Source organism: Photorhabdus namnaonensis, from assembly GCF_001684335.1.
Taxonomy (GTDB): Bacteria; Pseudomonadota; Gammaproteobacteria; order Enterobacterales; family Enterobacteriaceae; genus Photorhabdus; species Photorhabdus namnaonensis.
Map to the genome: position 1 here is coordinate 340,306 of NZ_LOIC01000072.1, position 19,400 is coordinate 359,705.

Annotated in this window: 17 protein-coding genes and 2 pseudogenes; 3 read left to right on the plus strand and 16 right to left on the minus strand. The window is 43.9% G+C overall.

Annotated features, from left to right (window positions below):
- The 4 genes from mukB to cmoM form a co-directional block, all read right to left on the minus strand.
- On the minus strand, window positions 1–4,083 hold a 4,083-nt coding region (mukB, locus tag Phpb_RS13920), incomplete at its 3' end, for a chromosome partition protein MukB (protein WP_240492552.1).
- Window positions 4,080–4,802 (minus strand): chromosome partition protein MukE, encoded by a 723-nt coding sequence (gene mukE / locus Phpb_RS13925; RefSeq protein ID WP_065390851.1) that lies wholly within the window; start codon window positions 4,800–4,802, stop codon window positions 4,080–4,082. The genes mukB and mukE, both read right to left, overlap by 4 nt.
- Window positions 4,783–6,105, minus strand: a complete 1,323-nt coding sequence (gene mukF / locus Phpb_RS13930) for a chromosome partition protein MukF (RefSeq protein ID WP_065390852.1) — start codon at window positions 6,103–6,105, stop codon at window positions 4,783–4,785. The genes mukE and mukF overlap by 20 nt, the downstream gene beginning before the upstream one ends.
- A gap of 10 nt (window positions 6,106–6,115) precedes the next feature.
- Complete coding sequence (gene cmoM / locus Phpb_RS13935) at window positions 6,116–6,895, minus strand: tRNA uridine 5-oxyacetic acid(34) methyltransferase CmoM (RefSeq protein WP_065390853.1); 780 nt, start codon at window positions 6,893–6,895, stop codon at window positions 6,116–6,118.
- Window positions 6,896–7,048: 153 nt separating this feature from the next.
- Between cmoM and elyC the strand changes: the two genes are divergently transcribed.
- Window positions 7,049–7,867 (plus strand): envelope biogenesis factor ElyC, encoded by an 819-nt coding sequence (gene elyC, locus Phpb_RS13940; protein WP_065390854.1) that lies wholly within the window; start codon window positions 7,049–7,051, stop codon window positions 7,865–7,867.
- A gap of 107 nt (window positions 7,868–7,974) precedes the next feature.
- On the opposite strand, the gene kdsB is transcribed toward elyC, so the two are convergent.
- The 6 genes from kdsB to Phpb_RS13970 all read right to left on the minus strand — a co-directional run bounded on the left by kdsB (window position 7,975) and on the right by Phpb_RS13970 (window position 15,029).
- Window positions 7,975–8,727, minus strand: coding sequence for a 3-deoxy-manno-octulosonate cytidylyltransferase (kdsB, locus tag Phpb_RS13945; protein WP_065390855.1), 753 nt, complete (start codon window positions 8,725–8,727; stop codon window positions 7,975–7,977).
- Window positions 8,728–8,730: 3 nt separating this feature from the next.
- Window positions 8,731–8,910 (minus strand): Trm112 family protein, encoded by a 180-nt coding sequence (locus Phpb_RS13950; protein ID WP_046396097.1) that lies wholly within the window; start codon window positions 8,908–8,910, stop codon window positions 8,731–8,733.
- A 388-nt stretch (window positions 8,911–9,298) separates the two neighbouring features.
- Complete coding sequence (locus Phpb_RS13955; RefSeq protein WP_036781154.1) at window positions 9,299–9,514, minus strand: cold-shock protein; 216 nt, start codon at window positions 9,512–9,514, stop codon at window positions 9,299–9,301.
- Between the two features lie 409 nt (window positions 9,515–9,923).
- Window positions 9,924–10,919 carry a tetraacyldisaccharide 4'-kinase gene (gene lpxK / locus Phpb_RS13960; protein ID WP_065390856.1) on the minus strand — a complete coding sequence of 332 codons (996 nt, stop codon included), beginning with the start codon at window positions 10,917–10,919 and terminating at the stop codon, window positions 9,924–9,926.
- Window positions 10,916–12,667 (minus strand): lipid A ABC transporter ATP-binding protein/permease MsbA, encoded by a 1,752-nt coding sequence (msbA, locus tag Phpb_RS13965; RefSeq protein ID WP_036807707.1) that lies wholly within the window; start codon window positions 12,665–12,667, stop codon window positions 10,916–10,918. Before msbA ends, lpxK begins: the two co-directional genes overlap by 4 nt.
- Before the next feature lie 34 nt (window positions 12,668–12,701).
- Window positions 12,702–15,029, minus strand: a complete 2,328-nt coding sequence (locus Phpb_RS13970) for a ComEC family protein (protein WP_065390857.1) — start codon at window positions 15,027–15,029, stop codon at window positions 12,702–12,704.
- Between the two features lie 705 nt (window positions 15,030–15,734).
- On the opposite strand from Phpb_RS13970, the gene Phpb_RS13975 reads away from it, so the two are divergent.
- Together Phpb_RS13975 and Phpb_RS13980 are read left to right on the plus strand one after the other, a co-directional pair.
- Window positions 15,735–16,547, plus strand: coding sequence for a 2OG-Fe(II) oxygenase (locus Phpb_RS13975; RefSeq protein WP_065390858.1), 813 nt, complete (start codon window positions 15,735–15,737; stop codon window positions 16,545–16,547).
- Between the two features lie 4 nt (window positions 16,548–16,551).
- The gene (locus Phpb_RS13980; RefSeq protein WP_065390859.1) at window positions 16,552–17,187 is read left to right on the plus strand and encodes a LysE family translocator; all 636 of its coding nucleotides are present in this window, start codon (window positions 16,552–16,554) and stop codon (window positions 17,185–17,187) included.
- A gap of 35 nt (window positions 17,188–17,222) precedes the next feature.
- On the opposite strand, the gene Phpb_RS13985 is transcribed toward Phpb_RS13980, so the two are convergent.
- From Phpb_RS13985 to Phpb_RS27565, 6 genes and pseudogenes are all read right to left on the minus strand, one after another.
- Window positions 17,223–17,507 (minus strand): HepT-like ribonuclease domain-containing protein, encoded by a 285-nt coding sequence (locus Phpb_RS13985; RefSeq protein ID WP_205634781.1) that lies wholly within the window; start codon window positions 17,505–17,507, stop codon window positions 17,223–17,225.
- Complete coding sequence (locus tag Phpb_RS27260) at window positions 17,468–17,599, minus strand: ribonuclease HepT family protein (protein WP_276204275.1); 132 nt, start codon at window positions 17,597–17,599, stop codon at window positions 17,468–17,470. Before Phpb_RS27260 ends, Phpb_RS13985 begins: the two co-directional genes overlap by 40 nt.
- Window positions 17,596–18,021 (minus strand): nucleotidyltransferase family protein, encoded by a 426-nt coding sequence (locus tag Phpb_RS13990; protein WP_240492553.1) that lies wholly within the window; start codon window positions 18,019–18,021, stop codon window positions 17,596–17,598. The genes Phpb_RS27260 and Phpb_RS13990 overlap by 4 nt, the downstream gene beginning before the upstream one ends.
- Complete coding sequence (locus Phpb_RS13995) at window positions 17,996–18,253, minus strand: bacteriocin immunity protein (RefSeq protein ID WP_065390860.1); 258 nt, start codon at window positions 18,251–18,253, stop codon at window positions 17,996–17,998. Before Phpb_RS13995 ends, Phpb_RS13990 begins: the two co-directional genes overlap by 26 nt.
- A 1-nt stretch (window position 18,254) precedes the next feature.
- Window positions 18,255–18,671, minus strand: a pseudogene (locus tag Phpb_RS27560) (HNH endonuclease).
- Window positions 18,657–19,094, minus strand: a pseudogene (locus Phpb_RS27565) (S-type pyocin domain-containing protein); the annotation flags it as partial. The pseudogenes Phpb_RS27565 and Phpb_RS27560, both read right to left, overlap by 15 nt.
- Window positions 19,095–19,400 lie beyond the last annotated feature (306 nt).

Below are 19,400 nucleotides of genomic sequence, written 5' to 3' on the forward strand. Positions count from 1 at the left end.
CTCTGCTTTTAACCAGCCATCCGATCCGCGGTTAACTTCAACATCCAGTTCCAAGTAGTTACGGTAATCCAGCAGCTCTTCACCGATGGTTTGCGGCAAGCGCTGCCCCATATCCACTTGCGGATTCAGACGCTGATAAAGTTTTGCCATTGCTTCCGAGAAGGTTAATCGCTGGCTGTTAAAGAGATCCTGATGCTGTTCTTGCTGTTCAGAAAGCACATCCAGCAATATCGCGTGGCTTTCACGCACATTGACATTCAACCGCACACCACGAACTTGTCCGAAAGAAACAGCTTGTAGCCCTTGGTTCAACATTCGGATTCGGTTCTGCTCGCGCTGAATGGTTTTGCGGATAATATTCGCCACACTTTTCGAGCTAATCGCTAATTTCTGCTCGCGGGCAGTCAGCTCTTCCGTCAAACGAGCCAGCTCGATTTCCATCTGTTCAATGGCATCAACCGGATCGTCAGTGCGGATAATATCTTGACGAATACGTTCACGCAGGTGCTGATAAACAGCAATGAAAAACTGAATTTTACGTTCAGGACATTTCGGATCTTCGGACAAACGCAGCGCATCGCGTAGATGTTCGTTATCAGACACCGCCAGACGTAACGCACCCAATGCCTTATCCGACATGGAACGTAATGCGCCACCCTCCATATACGCCAGTTCACGACGATGCAAGCGACGCTCAACGCCGTTATCTTTCACCATGCGCATTACCGCACACCAACCCGCTTTAGCCGAAACCACCTGTTCACGGATTTGATGGTAATCGCGTTCCAGTTTCCGCAGTTTTTTCTGCAAGCTTTCCATCTCCGCTTCACAAAAAGCGATCTGCTTCTCAAGCTGGTTGACTCTGGAACGGTTAGTACTGAGCGCTTCATGCAGTCGATCACGGCGCTCGCGAGCACGCATTTCTGCATTCGCATCCGCCTGAACACCAATCTCTTTCATCTCCTGATGCAGCTCTTTCAGCATATCTTGTTTGGTTTCGTAAGAGCTTTTCAGAGATGCCAGCACTTGGTTAAATTGGGAATATTGCGCTTGCTGTTGACGTAGTTGTTCGCGAGCGCGGCTGCGGTCCGATTCTGCATGTTCCAGACGCTGACGCAGTTTGTCATTCAGATCCGCATTTTCGTTGAGCATCCCGGCAGAATCACTGTAGCTAAAATGCGCATGGCGCTGTACCACTTCCACCAGCGCGAAAGCTCGTTGTTTAGCCTGATGCTGGCTCTGTTTAGCAGTTTCATAGTCCTGTTGCAACTGCTCATGCTGCTGTGGATCACTTTGCAGAACCGCAACCATCGGTTCTAACTTCGCCAGTGCCAAACCGTGTTGTTGCAGGAAACGAGCCGCTTCTTGCGCTTCATCCAACTCTTCGCGCACTTCTTCTACGCGATCGATTAAGGTTTCATCCAGCAATAACGTGACTTGAGGGATCAGACGATTTAATGCCGTCAGGCTCTCTTTAGCCTGAGTATATTGCTGGCGCTGCTGTTGAGTCTGCTCTTCAAATCGGGATAATTCACGCTCCAGTTCCGTGTGATTCTGCCTCAGTTCGCGGATTTCCGCTTCCGGATCGGTATCAAATGCAACAGAGAGGTGTTTACCCACAAACTGACTGAATGACTGATGCGCACGCTGGATTTTCTGCACATCAAAAGAGAGCGTGGCGTAACGTTCCGCCAAAGTGTCGCGCTCCAGACTCAAGGCTTCTAAACGATTTTCTCTAGCGGCACGACCAAACAACGGCAATTCAGGATAACGAGAATAACGCCATTGACGGTCGGAAGATTTGACCAGTACCGCATTAGTCTGCTCTTCGGCATTAAATACGCTGTCATCAAAGGATTGCGGATCACCTTCAATTAAATAGAGATCTTCCGGGCAATCTTCCAGCGTTTCAAGATGCGGACGCACCAAGGAAAGATCGGGCACCACAATGCCGTGGCGTGCGGGTCCATACAGGGCGGAGAAGTACGGCGCATCATCAATGGTGATATCGTCATAAATCTCTGACAACAAAACCCCGCCGAAACGTTCCGCTAACGCAATCATCCGGCTATCTTCCGCACCGCTTGGTTGACTGAGACGTTCAATCTGCTGTTCCAGATCACGTTTTTGCGCCGCAACTTCATCACGTTCTACCGTCGCTTCACGCTCGCGTTCAAGCAACTGCTGCATATATTCCGTCACGTCATTGCTGCTTGCCAGTGTCTCCCCACTCTGTTCGCACAGTTGATGCAGAGTATCCTGCGCAGCCAGCCAGACCGGAGCGCGAGCAGTTAATGATTGAATTTTCTGTTTCAGTTGTTCAAGCGCCTGACGCATCTCCATACGGCGTTCACCGCTTTCATTAACGCTTAGGCTCAGTGCTTCCTGACGGGCTTCAAGTTCATCCTGTAACCCTTCCAGATCTTCGGCCTGATATTGCCGCCCCTGACGTTTGCAAAATTCGTTTAGTAAACGCTCTGCATTTTGTTGGTTGTTTAGGCGCTGTTCCAGTTCAGACAATCGCATTCGCAATGGCTGCACCCGATCCGCCAGATGTTGCTGTGACGGCCAATCACGCAGTAATTCACGAGCATTCTGCCACGCTTCACTACGGCTGGTTTCGCCAACGATGTTTTTAACCAGTTGATACGCTTGTTCGAACTGATTATGCGCCGCGTCCGCAACACTTAATTTCTGTTCCAACGCCAACAGGGCTTCTGTCGCCTGCCGCTCTTTAGCCTGAAAAGTTTCCAACCATTTTTCCGCATTATCGGCGGAAAGATCCGGTAACCGGCAAAGTTCACGAGCACGTTCCAGCGCTTGTAGCGCTTGTTGATACTGAATTGCGCGGGTTTGCTGAACATCCAGCGCCTGCTGGTAATCCGCCAATTGGCTTTTCAGCTCATCGACTTCTTGTTCTGCCGCTTCTGCTCTGGCTTCATACTCAGCCTGTAGCTCTCCCGCTTCTTCAACAACCTCTGTCTGTTCTTCCAAACGGTAGGAAAGTTCTTCCAGATCCCCCTGATAACGATCGATTTTTTCCTGCTGACGCATGGCGGTTTGCACCAGATTCAGGTGGTCACTAGCGGCCTGATAATCCGTTTCTAAATCGTCAGAGGCGCCATTCTGCTCAGTCAGCTCCCGTGCTATCTCTACATGGCGATACTGCTCGGTTGCCAATTGCCTATGGCTGCCAAACAGTTCTCCACGTAATGCCAATGCTTGATCCAGATAGGTACGCCGCTCATTGGCATGGCGCATATAATCAGCGGAAACGTAAGAAGTTGCTTCGGTGATCAAATGTTTGAATAAATCGCGATCAGATTGAGTTACCCGGATAGCTTCCAGTGTTATTCGGTTTTCACGCAGCGCTGCTTCCATATCCTGAAATGCCTTGCGAACACCGCTGTTTTCCGGCAGCAAGTAATCGCGCAGGGAACGGGTAATGGCGCTGGAGATACCCCCGTACAGGGAAGCTTCGATCAGACGATAGAATTTACTGCGATCACTCGCTGAACGCAGGCGTTTAGGTATTACACCCAAATCAAACATCAGCGCATGATAATCGGTGATGGAGTTAAATTGTTTGAACTGCACGCCTTCCATTTCATCAAGGCGATCTTTTAGTTCATTGAGCGGCAATACACGCGCTTGTCTTTCACCAACATTCTCAGTCAGTAATTGAGTCGGCTGGATCGCGGTTGGCAAGCCTTGGATCATAAAAGCTTTGATATCAACTTTACGGTCACGCCCCGCGACTTGTTGCAACCTCACCCCAACGATGACCCGCTGATGCCGAGAGTTAATCACATCCAGCGTTGAATAACAGACCCCAGCACGCAACTTGCCGTGCAAACCTTTATCACGAGAACCGGAAGTAGCGCCAGCTTCGGTGGTGTTACGGAAATGCAACAAGGTTAAATCAGGGATCAGCGCGGTGACAAAAGCCGCCATCGTGGTGGATTTACCCGCCCCATTGCCGCCCGACAAGGTGGTTACTAATTCATCAAGATCAAATGTTCTGGCAAAAAAACCATTCCAGTTAACCAGCGTCAGTGAACGAAATTTACCGCGTTCAATCATGGTTGTTCATCTCCCGCATCTTCTGCTGAGTTATCCGGTGTTTCATCATTTTCACTATCATCAAGCGACAAGCCGCCTTCAACCGGCATTGCTTCACCGTCACGGATCATCCTCAGTTGGACTTCACGAGGATCGTCGCCACTGCGTACATCCGCACCAAAACGGAATACCGCCTCAGTGATGGTAAATTTATTACTGTCATTTGGTAGGATATAGACCATACCCAGACGACGCAGACGGTTTAGTGTCGTGCGCACTTTTTCCTGCAATTTCTGTTTATCTAAATCGGAACCGGAAGAACGCTGGTTGACAAACTTCATCAACTTGCCCTCATCGGCCAATGAGATCAGCTCTTCGTACAACTCTTGAACCGTAAAAATCCCCTGATTAGCCAAGCGTTCCGGGCTGAGATAGAGATAACAGAGGATTTTTCCCACCATCATATCCAACTCTGATAATACCGAGCGCGGGATCAAGGTCGTTGAACGGGGACGCAGATAGAAGAAGCCTTCTGGCGCACGGATCAACTCCACATTATAGCGGGCGTAAAATTCCTCCAATTGCTCCTGAAAATCCATCAGATAAGCATGGTTATCAAGATCATCTATCCCGATATGACGACCTGCACGAAGTTGGCTATCCAGTTCCGGGAAAAGTGAATTGGCTAACGCCTGTGCCAGTTTAACTGGCATAAATTGTTCAATATGTGTCGATGACATGTGCCTGTACCTTGGCTCCGTAATCATTAATCGCTAACCATTCCGCTGGCAACCCAGAGAAATCCGCTTCTGCCACACCCAATCGTACAGCCTGATCCACCAAAATACGCGCCACATCAAAGTGACGAGAGAGCGGATGCTGAGCAAGGTAATCCCTTAACACTGCACCTAAATCCAGTGGGCGCTGTTCCTGTCGATATATCAACAGCGCTTTTTCAATCATTTCTGCCAGCTGTTCGTTTATTTCACTGAATTCTTCATATTCCAGTTCTAATGGCAGTTCACCCGTCACCTCTTCATTGCGTAACGTCAATTCTTCGTCCCGCATATCGAACAAACGTTCGGCGTTAGCAATGGTGAGGGTCCACGGATTATCAAAATAGTGTTGAACTGATTGACGTAAGCGCTGAGAGAAAATCCGGTTTTTATCCATATCAATCGCAGTACGGATAAATTTGTGAACGTGACGATCATAGCCAATCCATAAATCAATCGCCTGCTGACCCCAACTGATAATACGGTCCAATTTGCTTTGCAGATCAAATACCAGTTTATCAACCAGTTCTGATCCGCCGCTGTCCATGTTGGCTTCCTGAATACGCAGCAAATTAGCCTGTAATTTATCTCCGGCCGCTTCTAGTGTGTCCTGGAGTTCCCGCAACGTACCTGATGTTTCGGATAACAGTTGCTCACAGTTGGCAATCGCTGCCTGCCAATCTTGATTCAGCAACGCCGCAATATCTTCTTTAACCGAGCTTTGCTGCTCGTCCATTACGCGCTGAGACATGTCGATGCTGTCGAATATTTCTGCGACAGAATATTTCAGCGGCGCAAAAACATTACGGTGCCAGTGAAATTCATCTCCCCCTTCTTCCGCCGCTTCCGCAGCCCGGTGCAACTCACTCGCCACCACCGAAAGTTGCATCGAAAGACGTAAGGTAGAAAATTCCCTCTGACGAATGTAGTAGTCACTGATACCCATCCCAAGCGGGGTTAAGCGATAAATTGCATTGCTCTCGGCCAATTCACTGGTAAAACGGTTAAGAATTTTCTGACGCACCATATCATTGATGGCATTGTTGGCCCGCACAGCGACAGATTCTGTGGTCTGCTCAAATCCTTTGCAAACTTCACGAAAGGCATCAACCAGCTCCCCTTCGCTCATCTCGCCATCCAGACGCTCACTGTTCAACACCGCGATGGCCATCAGAAAAGCCAACCTTTCTGCGGGCAGGGAGATGGAAAAATCGTTTTTCCTAGCCCAAGACACCAGTTCCGGGACAGTCTGGGAATATTCACTCATAATTTGTCCTCTAAACTGTTAAAGCTGGCCTGCGTGCCATGACATGAATGTAGCGCCCCAGGCTGATATAAGGCTCCTGTCGGCAATAACGCTGTTCCAATTCCAGCAACGCCGGAAAGTTTTCGCTCTGTAATTGGCGATTTTGCAAATAATCGTGAAAAACACGCACACCGGTTTTACCGGTAATCGTCATATTTAATTCATCAAGCCATTGATATACCTGTTCAGGCGCCAATGGATTCTGAGGCGATAATGAACGTTTTCTGCGACGTTGTATATTGGGCGTCGCCAAATGAAAATTACCTAAAATAGCATTACGCATCACCAAACCATTGACATTGTAAAACATTAAAGATAGAGCGCCACCCGGATTAATGATATTCATTAGCACTTCTATTACATATTTCTGATCGGTAATCCATTCCAGCACTGCATGAAATAATACCAAATCTACTGGCTGCTCTATATATTGGCTAATTTCCTGTACTGGGCTTTGTATGAATTGCATATTTTGGCTGACCCCTTTTTCTTCCGCGGCCAGCCTTGCCCGCTGGATCATCTCTTCTGATAAATCACACAATATCACTTGATGACCCAATGCAGCTAATTGACATGCCATATTTCCCTCACCACCACCCGCATCTAAAATACGCAGTGAACGCTGAGGTAATTGAACCAGTAATTCGCTGATATCCTGCCAGACAACGGCTTGCCTGATTTTACCTTTGGTTGTGCCGTAAATATTACGAGAGAATTTGTCTGCAATATCATCGAAATTGCGATCCCGCATGAAAAACTGCCTCACTAATGGAATAGATTTGATTTATCTGTTGAGATTTTATTACGCTGGCTGCTATTTTGGCACAGCATTCGTTGATATAACCACTTTTGACGACAAACTGTGAACCACATGGCTATAATTCAACCAAATTAAGGCAAATAAATGCAATTTCTATTTAAAAAGTACTTGGGTGCAATGGTAATGCCTCTGCCATTAATATTGCTAATTTCACTTGCTGCTTTATTACTGCTGTGGTTTACCCGTTGGCAAAAAACAGGAAAAACAGTTCTGACATTCAGTTGGCTCACGCTACTTTTGCTAAGTTTACAACCTGTTGCCGATAAGCTGCTGTTACCACTGGAATCGGTTTATGCTAAAAGCGCCACATCTGATCCCAATCAGATCAATCCACCGGTTGATTATATCGTCGTTCTTGGTGGCGGCTTCACTTATAACCCAAATTGGGCGCCCAGTTCAAACTTACTTAACAACAGCTTGCCGCGAGTAACAGAAGGCATTCGCTTATATCGCCTGAACCCCGGCTCTAAAATGGTCTTTACCGGTGGTAAAGGAACGACTACTAAAAGCAGCGCGGAAGTCGCCGCTATCGTAGCACAATCGCTCGGCGTGCCCGCAGAAGATACGATCGCACTGACAAAACCAATGGATACTGAGCAAGAAGCCAATGAGGTTGAGAAACTGATTGGTAAACAACCCTTTATTTTAGTGACTTCCGCCAATCATATGCAGCGAGCGATAACTTTCTTTCAACAGCATGGGTTAAACCCCATTCCCGGCCCGGCTAACCAATTAGCGATCACTTCACCATTACGCCCTTGGGAAAAATATCTGCCCTCGGCTTACTTTCTATCCCATTCAGAGCGGGTATGGTATGAAACTTTAGGCACCCTCTGGCAACGCATTAAACCTTCGAAAGATTTGGAACAGCCACAAAAATCAGAGCATTCTCAACCGAAATAATCCTAAAGCTACTTCTTGAAGTCAAAATGATGGAGAAACGAAAGCGCAATAGAAATAAATAGCAATAAATGAAGCGCTTTCGTTAATCCAAAAATAAATTCAAATTGCTAATCAGTCTCAGTAAACACTTTTCTGACTGCGACCAGATCTTCCAGGGTATCAACGCCTACTCCCGGCGTTTTTAATGCAATTCCCACATGAATTTTCTCGCCGTACCAAAGTACCCGCAGTTGTTCCAGCATTTCAATTTGCTCCAACGGGCTTGGCTCCCATTGTACATAACGACGGATAAAACCCGCACGGTAAGCATAAATACCAATATGACGCAGGAAATTATCCCCAATCGTTTCCCGCGATTGAATAAAACGGTCACGCTCCCAGGGAATGGTCGCTCTGGAGAAATAGAGCGCATAACCCTGTTTATCCATCACGACTTTCACTGTATTAGGGTTAAAAGCTTCCTGTGCATCATTAATCTGCACGGCCAATGTTGCCATTCCCGCTTTACAGCCCGCCAAATTTTCTGCAACCTGTTTAATAATCTCTTCGGGAATCAGTGGTTCATCACCCTGAACATTAACGATAATTTCATCATCGGCAAATTGATATTTATCGATAACCTCAGCTAACCGTTCAGTACCAGAATGGTGATTTTCGTTGGTTAAGCAAACCTCACCACCGGCAGCCACAACCGCGTCAACAACGTCATGATTATCTGTTGCTACAATGACGCGTTTAGCACCTGAACGCTTCGCCCGCTCCATGACGCGAATAACCATCGGTTTACCGTGAATATCCGCTAAAGGTTTACCGGGTAACCGGGTTGAAGCAAAGCGGGCTGGAATAATAACGGTGAACATGCCTTATTTTTCCTCATCCAGAGGTAATTCACGAGCTTCGTGATCTAACAGAACGGGAATACCATCACGTACAGGAAACGCAAGTCGATCCAACTTACAGATGAGTTCACAATTCTCTTTATCGTAGCTGAGTTTTCCGTTACATACAGGACAGGCAATAATTTCAAGTAAACGGTGATCCATACATCCTCCAATTATGGAGCTTTAATTTAGTGCAACTTAGTGCGGCCCAGAATAACATAAGCTTAGTATCATCGTTAACTCTTGTTATTTGATCTTTCGATCCCTTTCCCAACATCATCCTCTGAAAAACCAAGTAAGTTGATGAAAGTCCAAAACCATCTCGGTAGACATAATTGGCACAAACCCTAATTGCTAATAAATCATCAATATAGACAACAAACAAAAACCGGAGAGTAAACGCCGTCGTCAAAAATGACTCACTTCGCTACTCTCCGGGTTTTACCAAAGGAACGTTCAAAAAAACGATTACCTTTGTTTGCATATGGTTCAATGCTTCCTCTTTACCATTTAAAGAATGGCAATAAAATAGCTTGATTTTGATAGGGTTTCAGAATGCTATCACATCTGCTGCGGTTAAATCATAACCTTTGCGAATAATTGAAAATTCTACATCCTGCCCTTCTGTGAGTGACTTGTTTTTTGTATTAGCAATCGCTTTTCTATTGACGAATATGTCTTGTCCCCCATCCTGTGGAGAAATAAAACCATATCCTTTATGCTCATCAAACCATTTCACTCTACCCATCTTTAATTGTAATGTCATAATAACTCCCCCATTTATCCATCTCACAATAATTTAATTTATTGTTTTTGATGTTTTTTTACCCTTTATTCAATTTTCGAATAGAACCTCATCTCAGTTTCAATACCTTGACCTTGAAATACATTTCATTCGAGTAGTGCATCGTTTAAGTAACAGATACGAGCGAATATCCTACCAGAATCGTACATGTCTGAACCAAGAATACACAATAGTCGTTTATCCTTAATGGATAGTTTTAATATCAGTTAACAATGGCGAAAAATCAAATAAATCTGAAAAATTACTGAAATTGTACGAATTGTTGGCAAGGAGGGAACCGTTTTGGTAGGGAGCGGAAGGGCAATCTCCCTGTTGATTATCATCGGCTTACTGCCGGCTCACAAAGGCCGCTTTGATTAAAACATAAAATTTACTTAATATTTTTATTCATCTCCAATAACGAACAGATCTTGTTCAACATTATCTCTCCCTTTTCCTGAGGTAACCGAGCATCTACTGGTAAATACCACCAATTTAGCTGAGCAAAACTAAAACACTTAACCGCATCCTTTTCTGTCATCAGTAAATTCTGGTTGGTATCAGCCAGATGGCACAATTGATCTTGTGTGTACTGTTGATGGTCGGCAAATGCATACTCCTTTTGCAGGTCAGCGCCTAACTGTTGCAAGGTCGCAAAAAACCGTGGTGGATGCCCGATTCCAGCCATAGCAACAGCGTGAGGTATCAGATTCACTGCGCGTTTTTCACCACTAACCATATTTACCGCCAGTCCACCAGCCAAGGTCATGGATAACTCGCCCGACCAAGGCGTACCACCGTTGGTAATAATGGCATTAACTCGATTCAATCGCCCAGATAACTCACGCATTGGGCCAGCCGGAAGCCACCAACCATTACCAAAACGGCGCACACCATCAATAACCGCAATTTCAAAATCTCGCTGCAAAGCATAGTGCTGTAAACCATCGTCAGTCACGATAATATCCAATGGCGTATCCGCCAGTAATGCTTTCACTGCTTCAACCCGTCTTGGTGCAACTGCCACAGATGCGGCTGTTCGACGATGAATTAATACCGGTTCATCACCGGCCTGAGCCGTGGTGACATTTTCAGTCACCAACAGAGGATAATTTTCTGCTTTCCCCCCATAACCACGGGAAACAACACCAACCCGGTAACCTTTTTGCCGCAACCGCTCCACCAGCCAGATAACCACCGGCGTTTTACCATTACCGCCGGCAGTTAGATTACCCACGACCACAACAGGCACAGGCGCTTTCCAAGATTGACTCAAGCCTGTTTTATAACTCAACCACCGTAAGCCACTTATCAGCCCATAAAGGGCTGAAAAAGGTAATAACAGTAAATAAAGCCGTGAGCGGCCTGACCATATGCGCTCAATCATTGCCCAAATTGCATCCGATGTAGTTGTGAGTAAACACCATTTTGTTGCTCCAGCAAAGAGAGGTGATTACCTCGTTCAACAATATGCCCATCTTCAATCACCAGAATTTCATCCGCTTTTTCAATGGTTGAAAGACGATGTGCAATAACCAGCGAGGTTCTGTTTTTCTGCAATTCATCCAATGCCGCCTGAATTGCCCGTTCAGATTCCGTATCCAACGCCGAAGTTGCCTCATCAAGAATCAGCACCGGAGAATCACGCAATAAAGCACGCGCGATAGCAATACGCTGACGCTGACCACCGGAAAGCAATACGCCATTTTCACCGATCATGGTATCAAGGCCATTATCCAACTTCCTGATAAAATCCATTGCGTAAGCCATCTCAGCCGCCCTCTCAATCTCTTCACGGCTATATTGGTTTTCACTGGCATAAGCAATATTATTCGCTACCGTGTCATTAAATAAATGCACATTCTGCGATACCAGAGCAACCTGTCCACGCAAAGAAGAGAGCGTATATTCCCGTAAATCATGGTCATCAAGCAGAATACTACCTTCATTGACATCATAAAAACGGGTCAGCAAATTCGCTATTGTGGATTTACCCGAGCCAGAACGCCCAACTAAAGCAACAATTTTACCCGCCGGGATATGCATAGAAATGTTTTGTAGCGCCGGTAGCTCCTTGGTCGGGTAGCAAAAAGTCACATTACGGAATTCAATATTACCGTCCGCTTTTTTAAGCTCCAATTTGCCATCATCTTTTTCCTGTTCCATATCCAGAATAGCAAACAGAGTCTGGCAGGCCGCCATGCCCCGCTGGAATTGCGCATTAACATTCGTCAAAGATTTTAACGGACGCATCAGCGCAATCATTGATGAGAATACCACGGTAATTTTACCCGCAGTCAGTGTGTCCATAATCTCCGGAAAACTTGCCGCATAGAGAACAAAAGCCAAAGCAAATGAAGCAATAAGCTGAATAATCGGATCAGAAATTGAGGAAGCAGAAACCATCTTCATGCCTTGTTGACGCATATGGTTACTGACTTTATTAAAGCGCTCAGTCTCTACTTTCTGCCCGCCGAAAATGAGCACTTCTTTATGCCCTTTCAACATCTGCTCAGCGCTGGCAGTGACTTGCCCCATACTGTTCTGCATATTTTTACTAATATCACGAAATCGCTTCGATACCACGCGAATCACTAATGACACGATCGGCGCAATCACAATCAGGATCAGAGATAATTGCCAGCTATAGTAAAACATCAAAACAAACAGGCCGATAATGGATGCCCCTTCCCTGACCACAGTAATCAGCGCACTGGAAGAGGAGGAGGCCACCTGTTCAGAATCGTAAGTGATACGGGAAAGCAGAGTCCCTGTAGATTGCTGATCAAAAAATGATACCGGCATCCCCATCATATGGCTGAACAGATGACGACGCATCTGCATCACCACTTTACCGGAGACCCAAGAGATACAATAACTTGATACAAACCCGGATAGCCCTCGCATAATCATTAAAGCAATCACAATCAGCGGCATCCATTTCAGTACATCACTGCTTGCTTTGCCGAAACCTTCATCAAGTAAAGGCTTAAGCAATGAAAGCATTAACGTATCACCGGCAGCATTAAGGATCAGTGCAACCGCAGCAACTACCAGCCCAATCCTAAACGGAGAGATAATTGGCCATAGTCGGCGAAACGTCTGCCAGGTAGAAAGGTCTTTATCATTCATTATTGAGTTACCAACACAAAAGAAATAGCGGGTTATTCTACTCATGATCACCACGAATACCAAACCACTGATGATACCAACGTGACATAATTTGTTGCCTATAGCTCATCATTTCAACATGATCGCCATAAAAATAACCCGTTATCTGCCCGGATACTGCGGTACTACGCCATTCTGCCCCGGCTTTACGATAACGTCGCTGCACCTTAACCGAAGGGAGTCGCCACGGGCTATAACGTGCAACAGAGACCAATGCATATTGTGGTGAGACAGTATGAATAAAAGCGGCTGTAGATGACGTATTACTACCATGATGTGGAACTTGCAATATGGTCGATTTTAAATTCTCTTTTTCTATTCCCAATAGCTTATATTCCCCTTGTTTTTCCAGATCTCCGGTCAAAAGTAAGCTATGTTTGCCATCATCTACCCGAATGACACAGGATTCGTCATTGCCTGCATGTAATGATCTTACCGGCGGCCATAATACACGGAAGCTCAACCCTTGCCAGCGCCACTGTTCACCGCGTATACATGGAAGATGTCGCTGATTGATTAAAGAACTTCTCACAGCAATACCAGGATATTTTTGTTGTAAGAATTCCAATCCGCCCGTATGGTCGAGATGATTATGACTGATAATAATCTGCTCTGGCGTTAATCGATGCCAACGCAAATAAGGGACAATCACTCTTTCAGCCATACTGCCGGTTTCCCAACGATTACCGGTATCAAAAATCAGCGCTTTGCCATCTTTTTCAATGATAACCGCAAGCCCATGCCCAACATCCAACATAGAAAATCGCCACAGATATTCTTCGTTGCGCCTCAAATAGCAGAGCATTATCCCCAAAGCAATAACAATCAGTAACTTATATGATTGCCACCAAGCAAATCGCCAAATAATGACAACAAACCAACCAATAAACGTTATTAAGAAGGGAAAACGGCCAGTTTCACTCCATGACTGTTGCAAAACTGGCAAAGGAATTAAAGAGAAGGTTACAGAGTAATCGACTAATTGCCATAATAAAGCATGAATAAAGGAACAAAAATTGCTTATTAATGCCAGCATAATCAACGGAACAGTAATAAAAGAGATAATTGGCACCGCCCAGAAGTTAGCCAATAAAGCAGAAAAATTGACGCCATGAAATAATAATAGCTGGAGAGGAATAAGCATCAGCATCATACCCATCTGCATATATAACCCTCGCAACCATATCCATTTCCAACCATAACGAAATGGCTCAATCAACGGCGCCCAAAAGAACCAAAACATTAACGCCATCACAGCAAAGAAAGAGAGCCAAAAGCTATCAGAAAGCACAGTCAGGGGATCAAATAAGAGAATCATTGCGGCTGTCCACAATGCCCACTGCCAAGGGAAACAAAGAATATTTTTATAACGTAAATATAGCCAGAGCGTTAAACCTAGTAATGCACGAATAGCCGGAATGCCCCAACCCGATAACCAGACATAATTTATTGCCACTATCCAACCAGTAATCAATGGAAATCTGTGCCCTATCCAATGCACGGGAAAGAAGAGTTGTAATAATCTTGCCATCCACCAACCAAACATACTGGCAACGGTAATATGCAACCCGGAAATAGCCATAAGGTGAGCCGTACCTGTTTGTTGCAATAATAAATTATCCTCCTTACTTAACCACTGACGCTCACCGAATGCTAATGCCATCGCAATGCCACTATGCTTCAATTCACGAATATCCGGCGCAATATGAGTGACCAATCGCTGACGTAAGTTACATTCACCGTCAATTAATTCCGCTTGAATGACTTTCCCTGTTAAAGGTCGGCGGATAGCCAATGCCCTACGCTGGCTATCATATCCACCTTGATTTAGCTGACTATGAACCGGTCGCAATTTCATTTTCAACAGCCATTCTTGACCAGCACACAGAGATTCGGGCGAAATATCCCAAGAAGCGGAAACATGCAGTGGCGGAAAAACAACTCTGTTTTCATTCTCAATAATACGCAGGATAACCCTGCCTTTCTCTTCATTATCTAATGATAAGCTTTCAATAATAACCCGAGATAAATGCACTTTCTCACTAAAATAGGTTATCTGTTCAAGCAGATGATTTCCCTGCCAGCACCCAATAAGAAATGCCAGTAATGAAATTGAAACCATCCGGCAAAGACAAAATGGTAAGAATAAACAGAATAACGCCAGTAATAGCAATGCAATAATCTGCCATTTCTGTGGTAATTCAGGTAAAAAAAGCAAGGGTACAATACCGATAATAATAGCTATTGCAGCCTGATTCACGCTAATGACTGGTATAGGTTGTTTCCAATTTATCGTTATCTTATTTATCAAAACTGAAAACCACATCCTTATTCATCCTTACCCTTTTATTTTCCCAACAGAGTATTCTTTATTTTTTACCATACAGCCAGAAGCACAAGAAAAATTATCAAACACCTTCGCAGATTAATTCCAGGCTAACAATGTTTTCAAAAATATATGCGAACAGCTTCGCAAATACAGAAATTTCCACCTGACAATTACCTACCAAATGTTATATTGATAGCAAATGCAACATTGCAATACTGATATCAAATAAAATATTTCGTAAGGTTTCGTCCGCATTCCCATTACAGACATAAATAAACATTCCAAGCCATTAGAAACTCACGATAAGTTACATTATTCACTTATTATTATAATTAAATATCAAGTTCATTTTTGAAATTATTAACCAAGCCTATATACCCTATGGATTTCAAGATGCATCGCGGCGGCAAGGGAACGAATCCCCGGGAGCATAGGTAACTATGTGACCGGGGTGAGCGAGCGCAGCCAACAAAGAGGCAACTTGAAAGATGACGGGTATAAAACAATGAAAATCACTATTACCAGACATTACCTCAGCTATTGAACACTCAATTAATGAAACTACTTAAATGATTGTTCACTTCTTGTTTTGTGATTAAGGTCGCATTGATTAAATTTAAATAATATTAAATTAATATTTCCATTCTGTTTTTATATGGAAAACAATCAAAAAATCATGTTAAATACAATAAGGTGGTTTTTATGAAAAACAAAATAATTGTATCTGACTCTCTGCAAGAATATCATCTTACTAAATTATTTAATGATGAAGTGTTAGCAATCCATATAAAGAAATATGTTGATAGCTCTCTTGCAAACAAGCTCTCGGATTTTTTCCTCTCCCACGAAAATCTAGAATGTCATCCTCATGATTTGAAAAAAGGAGATGAAGTTGTTTTAGTTGATTACGGTGTTGATAGAATTGGTCCATCTTACAATACAACTTTTGGTAAATCCAAAGATAGCGATAGCTATAAAAAATACTTTGAAAATGCGTTACCCGCCATCAGAAACGTCAGAAATTTCTGTGCGCCAATGTTAGCCCCTTTCGATAAATTTCGTTTAGAATTGGATGAAATATGGTACGCCGGGGCCAGTATTGCCAACTTTGAAGGTAAAAAGATGCATGCAGGTATTGCCAGAGTGATGAACAGGCCAGAACGCTCTTTTATGGTTGAAAAGCAACCTCATTTTGATGGCCTTCAACAACAATCGGTCAATTTGTTGGGGCAATTCTCAGTGAATATCTATATAAGCATGCCTGCAACTGGAGGAGAGCTAGAGCTGTGGGATGTTCCTGAAATCCCCATTACTGAGTTAATAGAAGATAATGCAGAAAATGATTGGCGAGGTACGCTTCCGCCATCCGTCCTTATTAAACCAGAACAAGGAGATTTGATCATAATAAACACCAGAAAACCCCATGCTATTCGTAGTTTTCCCGAGGGGTGCAGAATATCATTACAAAGCTTCATTGGATTATCACTAAATAAACATCTTATGTTATGGAATTAATTATATGGTTGATGTAATCAGTACATTAGGAACATTTTTTCTTTTAGGATTGGGAGCTGCGGCTCCCGTTGGCCCTATAAATATCGAAATTATGCGTAGACACTTGAATATCAGTTGTCTTCACGCAGTGGTTTTTGGTTTAGGCGCCTGTTTTGCCGATATAATTTATTTGTTACTCTTAGGTTTTGGTATATTGCAATTGTTTTCCAATACTATTTTCATGCCTATTTTGGGTTTTTTAGGGGCATTAATGGTCATTTGGTTTGGTATTACCAGCTTCATAAATAAGAAAAATGAGGAAAATATCAATATCATCTCCAAACCCTATCATAGGCAATTTTTTGATGGTGTATTGTTAACACTATTAAATCCATACAATGTTATTTTTTGGCTGTCTGTCAGTGCACAACTCAACAACATTGCATCAAGTAAATATAGTTTAGCTATTGGCGCAACAGGAACAATTATTGGCGTTATTGTTTGGGTTGCCTTTATTAATACTGTGATATTCTTCTCCAGGAAAATGCTCAGTCACCGTGTTATCAAGTTTATTAATTACACCAGCGGTGTGGTTCTCATTATGCTTGGAATCTATTTCTTTTCATATTCAATAACATTATTTAATCTGAAATTTTCTTAAGTCAGGAAATGCTATGCCTGAGGGTCCAATAACGTTTAGTCAAACGAAATTTTGTGGGAATCCTTAGGCATTAATTCTAGAATTTGCTGATAAAGCCCCGGTAGAGCACTGTGGATCGTTTTCCAGACAATCTCAAGATCCACCTTGAAGTAGCCATGAGCCAAAGCGTTACGCATCTGGTAAGCAAACGACAATGGCAATTCAGGGTTAGCAATGGCGAAATCGGGATAATGTTTCCCAATGTTGTTACTGGCCTCGCCGATGATCTCGAAGTTGCGAATCACGGCATCCTGCACCAACCAGTTGTTAAGGAACGCCATTCGTCCATGTCTTCCGTATAGCTGTCGATACGCTTGATGGCTTCGAGGATGTGCGCCAGATAGTCGACAAGGCGCTGCTGATCACGGCTCATACAGGCACCGCCTCGGCAAGAACAACAGCCCTGAATTTCTCTGGTAGTGCCTTCGGGGTCAGCACATCCACTGGCACACCGAGCAGTTGCAACAACTCGTGCCGGATAGCGCCAATGTCAAAAAGAGTGGTTTCCGGCGTCGGGTCAATCAGGATGTCCAAGTCACTGTCCTCAGTGTCATCACCGTGTATAACAGACCCGAAAACACGGGCATTACGGGCTCGATGAGACTCCACTACGCGACGGATGGCCTCCCGATTAGCAGCTAAGGCTATTGATGGTTTCATGCCATTAACTCCACAACAAAATCTGGTTTCATAATATGGGGGTACTAAGGGGAAAGCAATACTAAGGCCCGCTTTCCATCCGTAATGTCGGTACCAAGTACCAGGCTGGTTATTCTTTAAAACCCAGTTTACCATTTCTGGCTCGCCATTCTTTTACTACTTTAAGCACACCTTCTGGGCTATCTTCAATGCCATCTTCAGGATAATACAATAAATCTGTACCTCCAGGATATTCTGAGACTCTCACAATATTGTTTACGATTGCATAGTGCTCTGCCTCAGAAGAATATTTCCCCTCGAAGATCATGCTAATTAATTCTAAAAACTCCGTTTCAGTATATTCTTCTAACTTACTTTTTAATTCCATCCTATTTTTCCTCTTTATTAGAATGAATTTCAATATGTCGCTTCGGAGTGATTACTCGCAGATTATCGAGTCCATAAACAGAGCCATCATCTTTAATAAACTGAACATGATGTATTTCATATTTTTGTCTACTACCTACTTGCTCTAACTTTGGTGAATAAGGAGACAAACCGTTTTTCATATCTTCTTGATTGGTTCTTTTAAGTTACTTAGACAACTCAGGATCATTACCAACCTCTTTCCAAAACGCCCTTCTGAAATCATCGAAGTTATTAAATGTCCTTCCTCGCAACTTATCCGCTATCTGACTGGGAATCGATGCGCCCATATCTTGTCCTGCAAGATTTAACCAGTTACCTTCAACTTTTTGTCCTCGACCAGTGACCACTCCCGGTTGATTTCGAGGGGTATTAAACATCACATAGATCGGTTTAATACCTAAATTGGCTGGAAATACCAGAATATAATCACGGAAATCCTTCTCTTCTGGTATGGGCAGCGATTCAATATCGCTACCCATTTTATCTGGAATCGGTAATACCGTTATCTGAGACGGAATAAACGGCTGTTCCTCATTCCCGGTATGCGGTGGAACCTTGAATTCCTATTCGTTTGGTGTCCATAGAATCGTTGACCGATTTTCTCCCGGTTCCCAGAACTCGTAATTACCGGTGGCCGGATTTAGTTTCATCATACGAACCGGCACTTTATCCAAGCCACTTTCCGGGCTGACGTGATACCCTTCAACTGTCATCCTGCCGCTTTTTTCATCTCTTATCCAGAGAAAACGAATACGGGTCGACGCTTTACCAAACTGTTCTGCAATTTCACTAAGATAATGAAGTTGATTGATGCTGGTAATTCCTCATGTTTTATAACACTTTTGACACATTTTTTTATCAAAAGCGAATATCACGCATAAATTTGAAACCAATGACGATATTGATTTTGCATGCAAGTGATTTCTGGGGACACAACGTCAAATTGACAGGATTATAGGGTAGGTTTTCTCAGTATAAAAATCAGCTCTTTTTATATGGGCCTTAATTAGATAAAAGTGCCGACCAAAAGGCCAGCACTTTATTATTGACCTAAAACAGCGCCGAAACTCTGTTTAGAATAAGCAATAACTTGTTATACCCGTCAT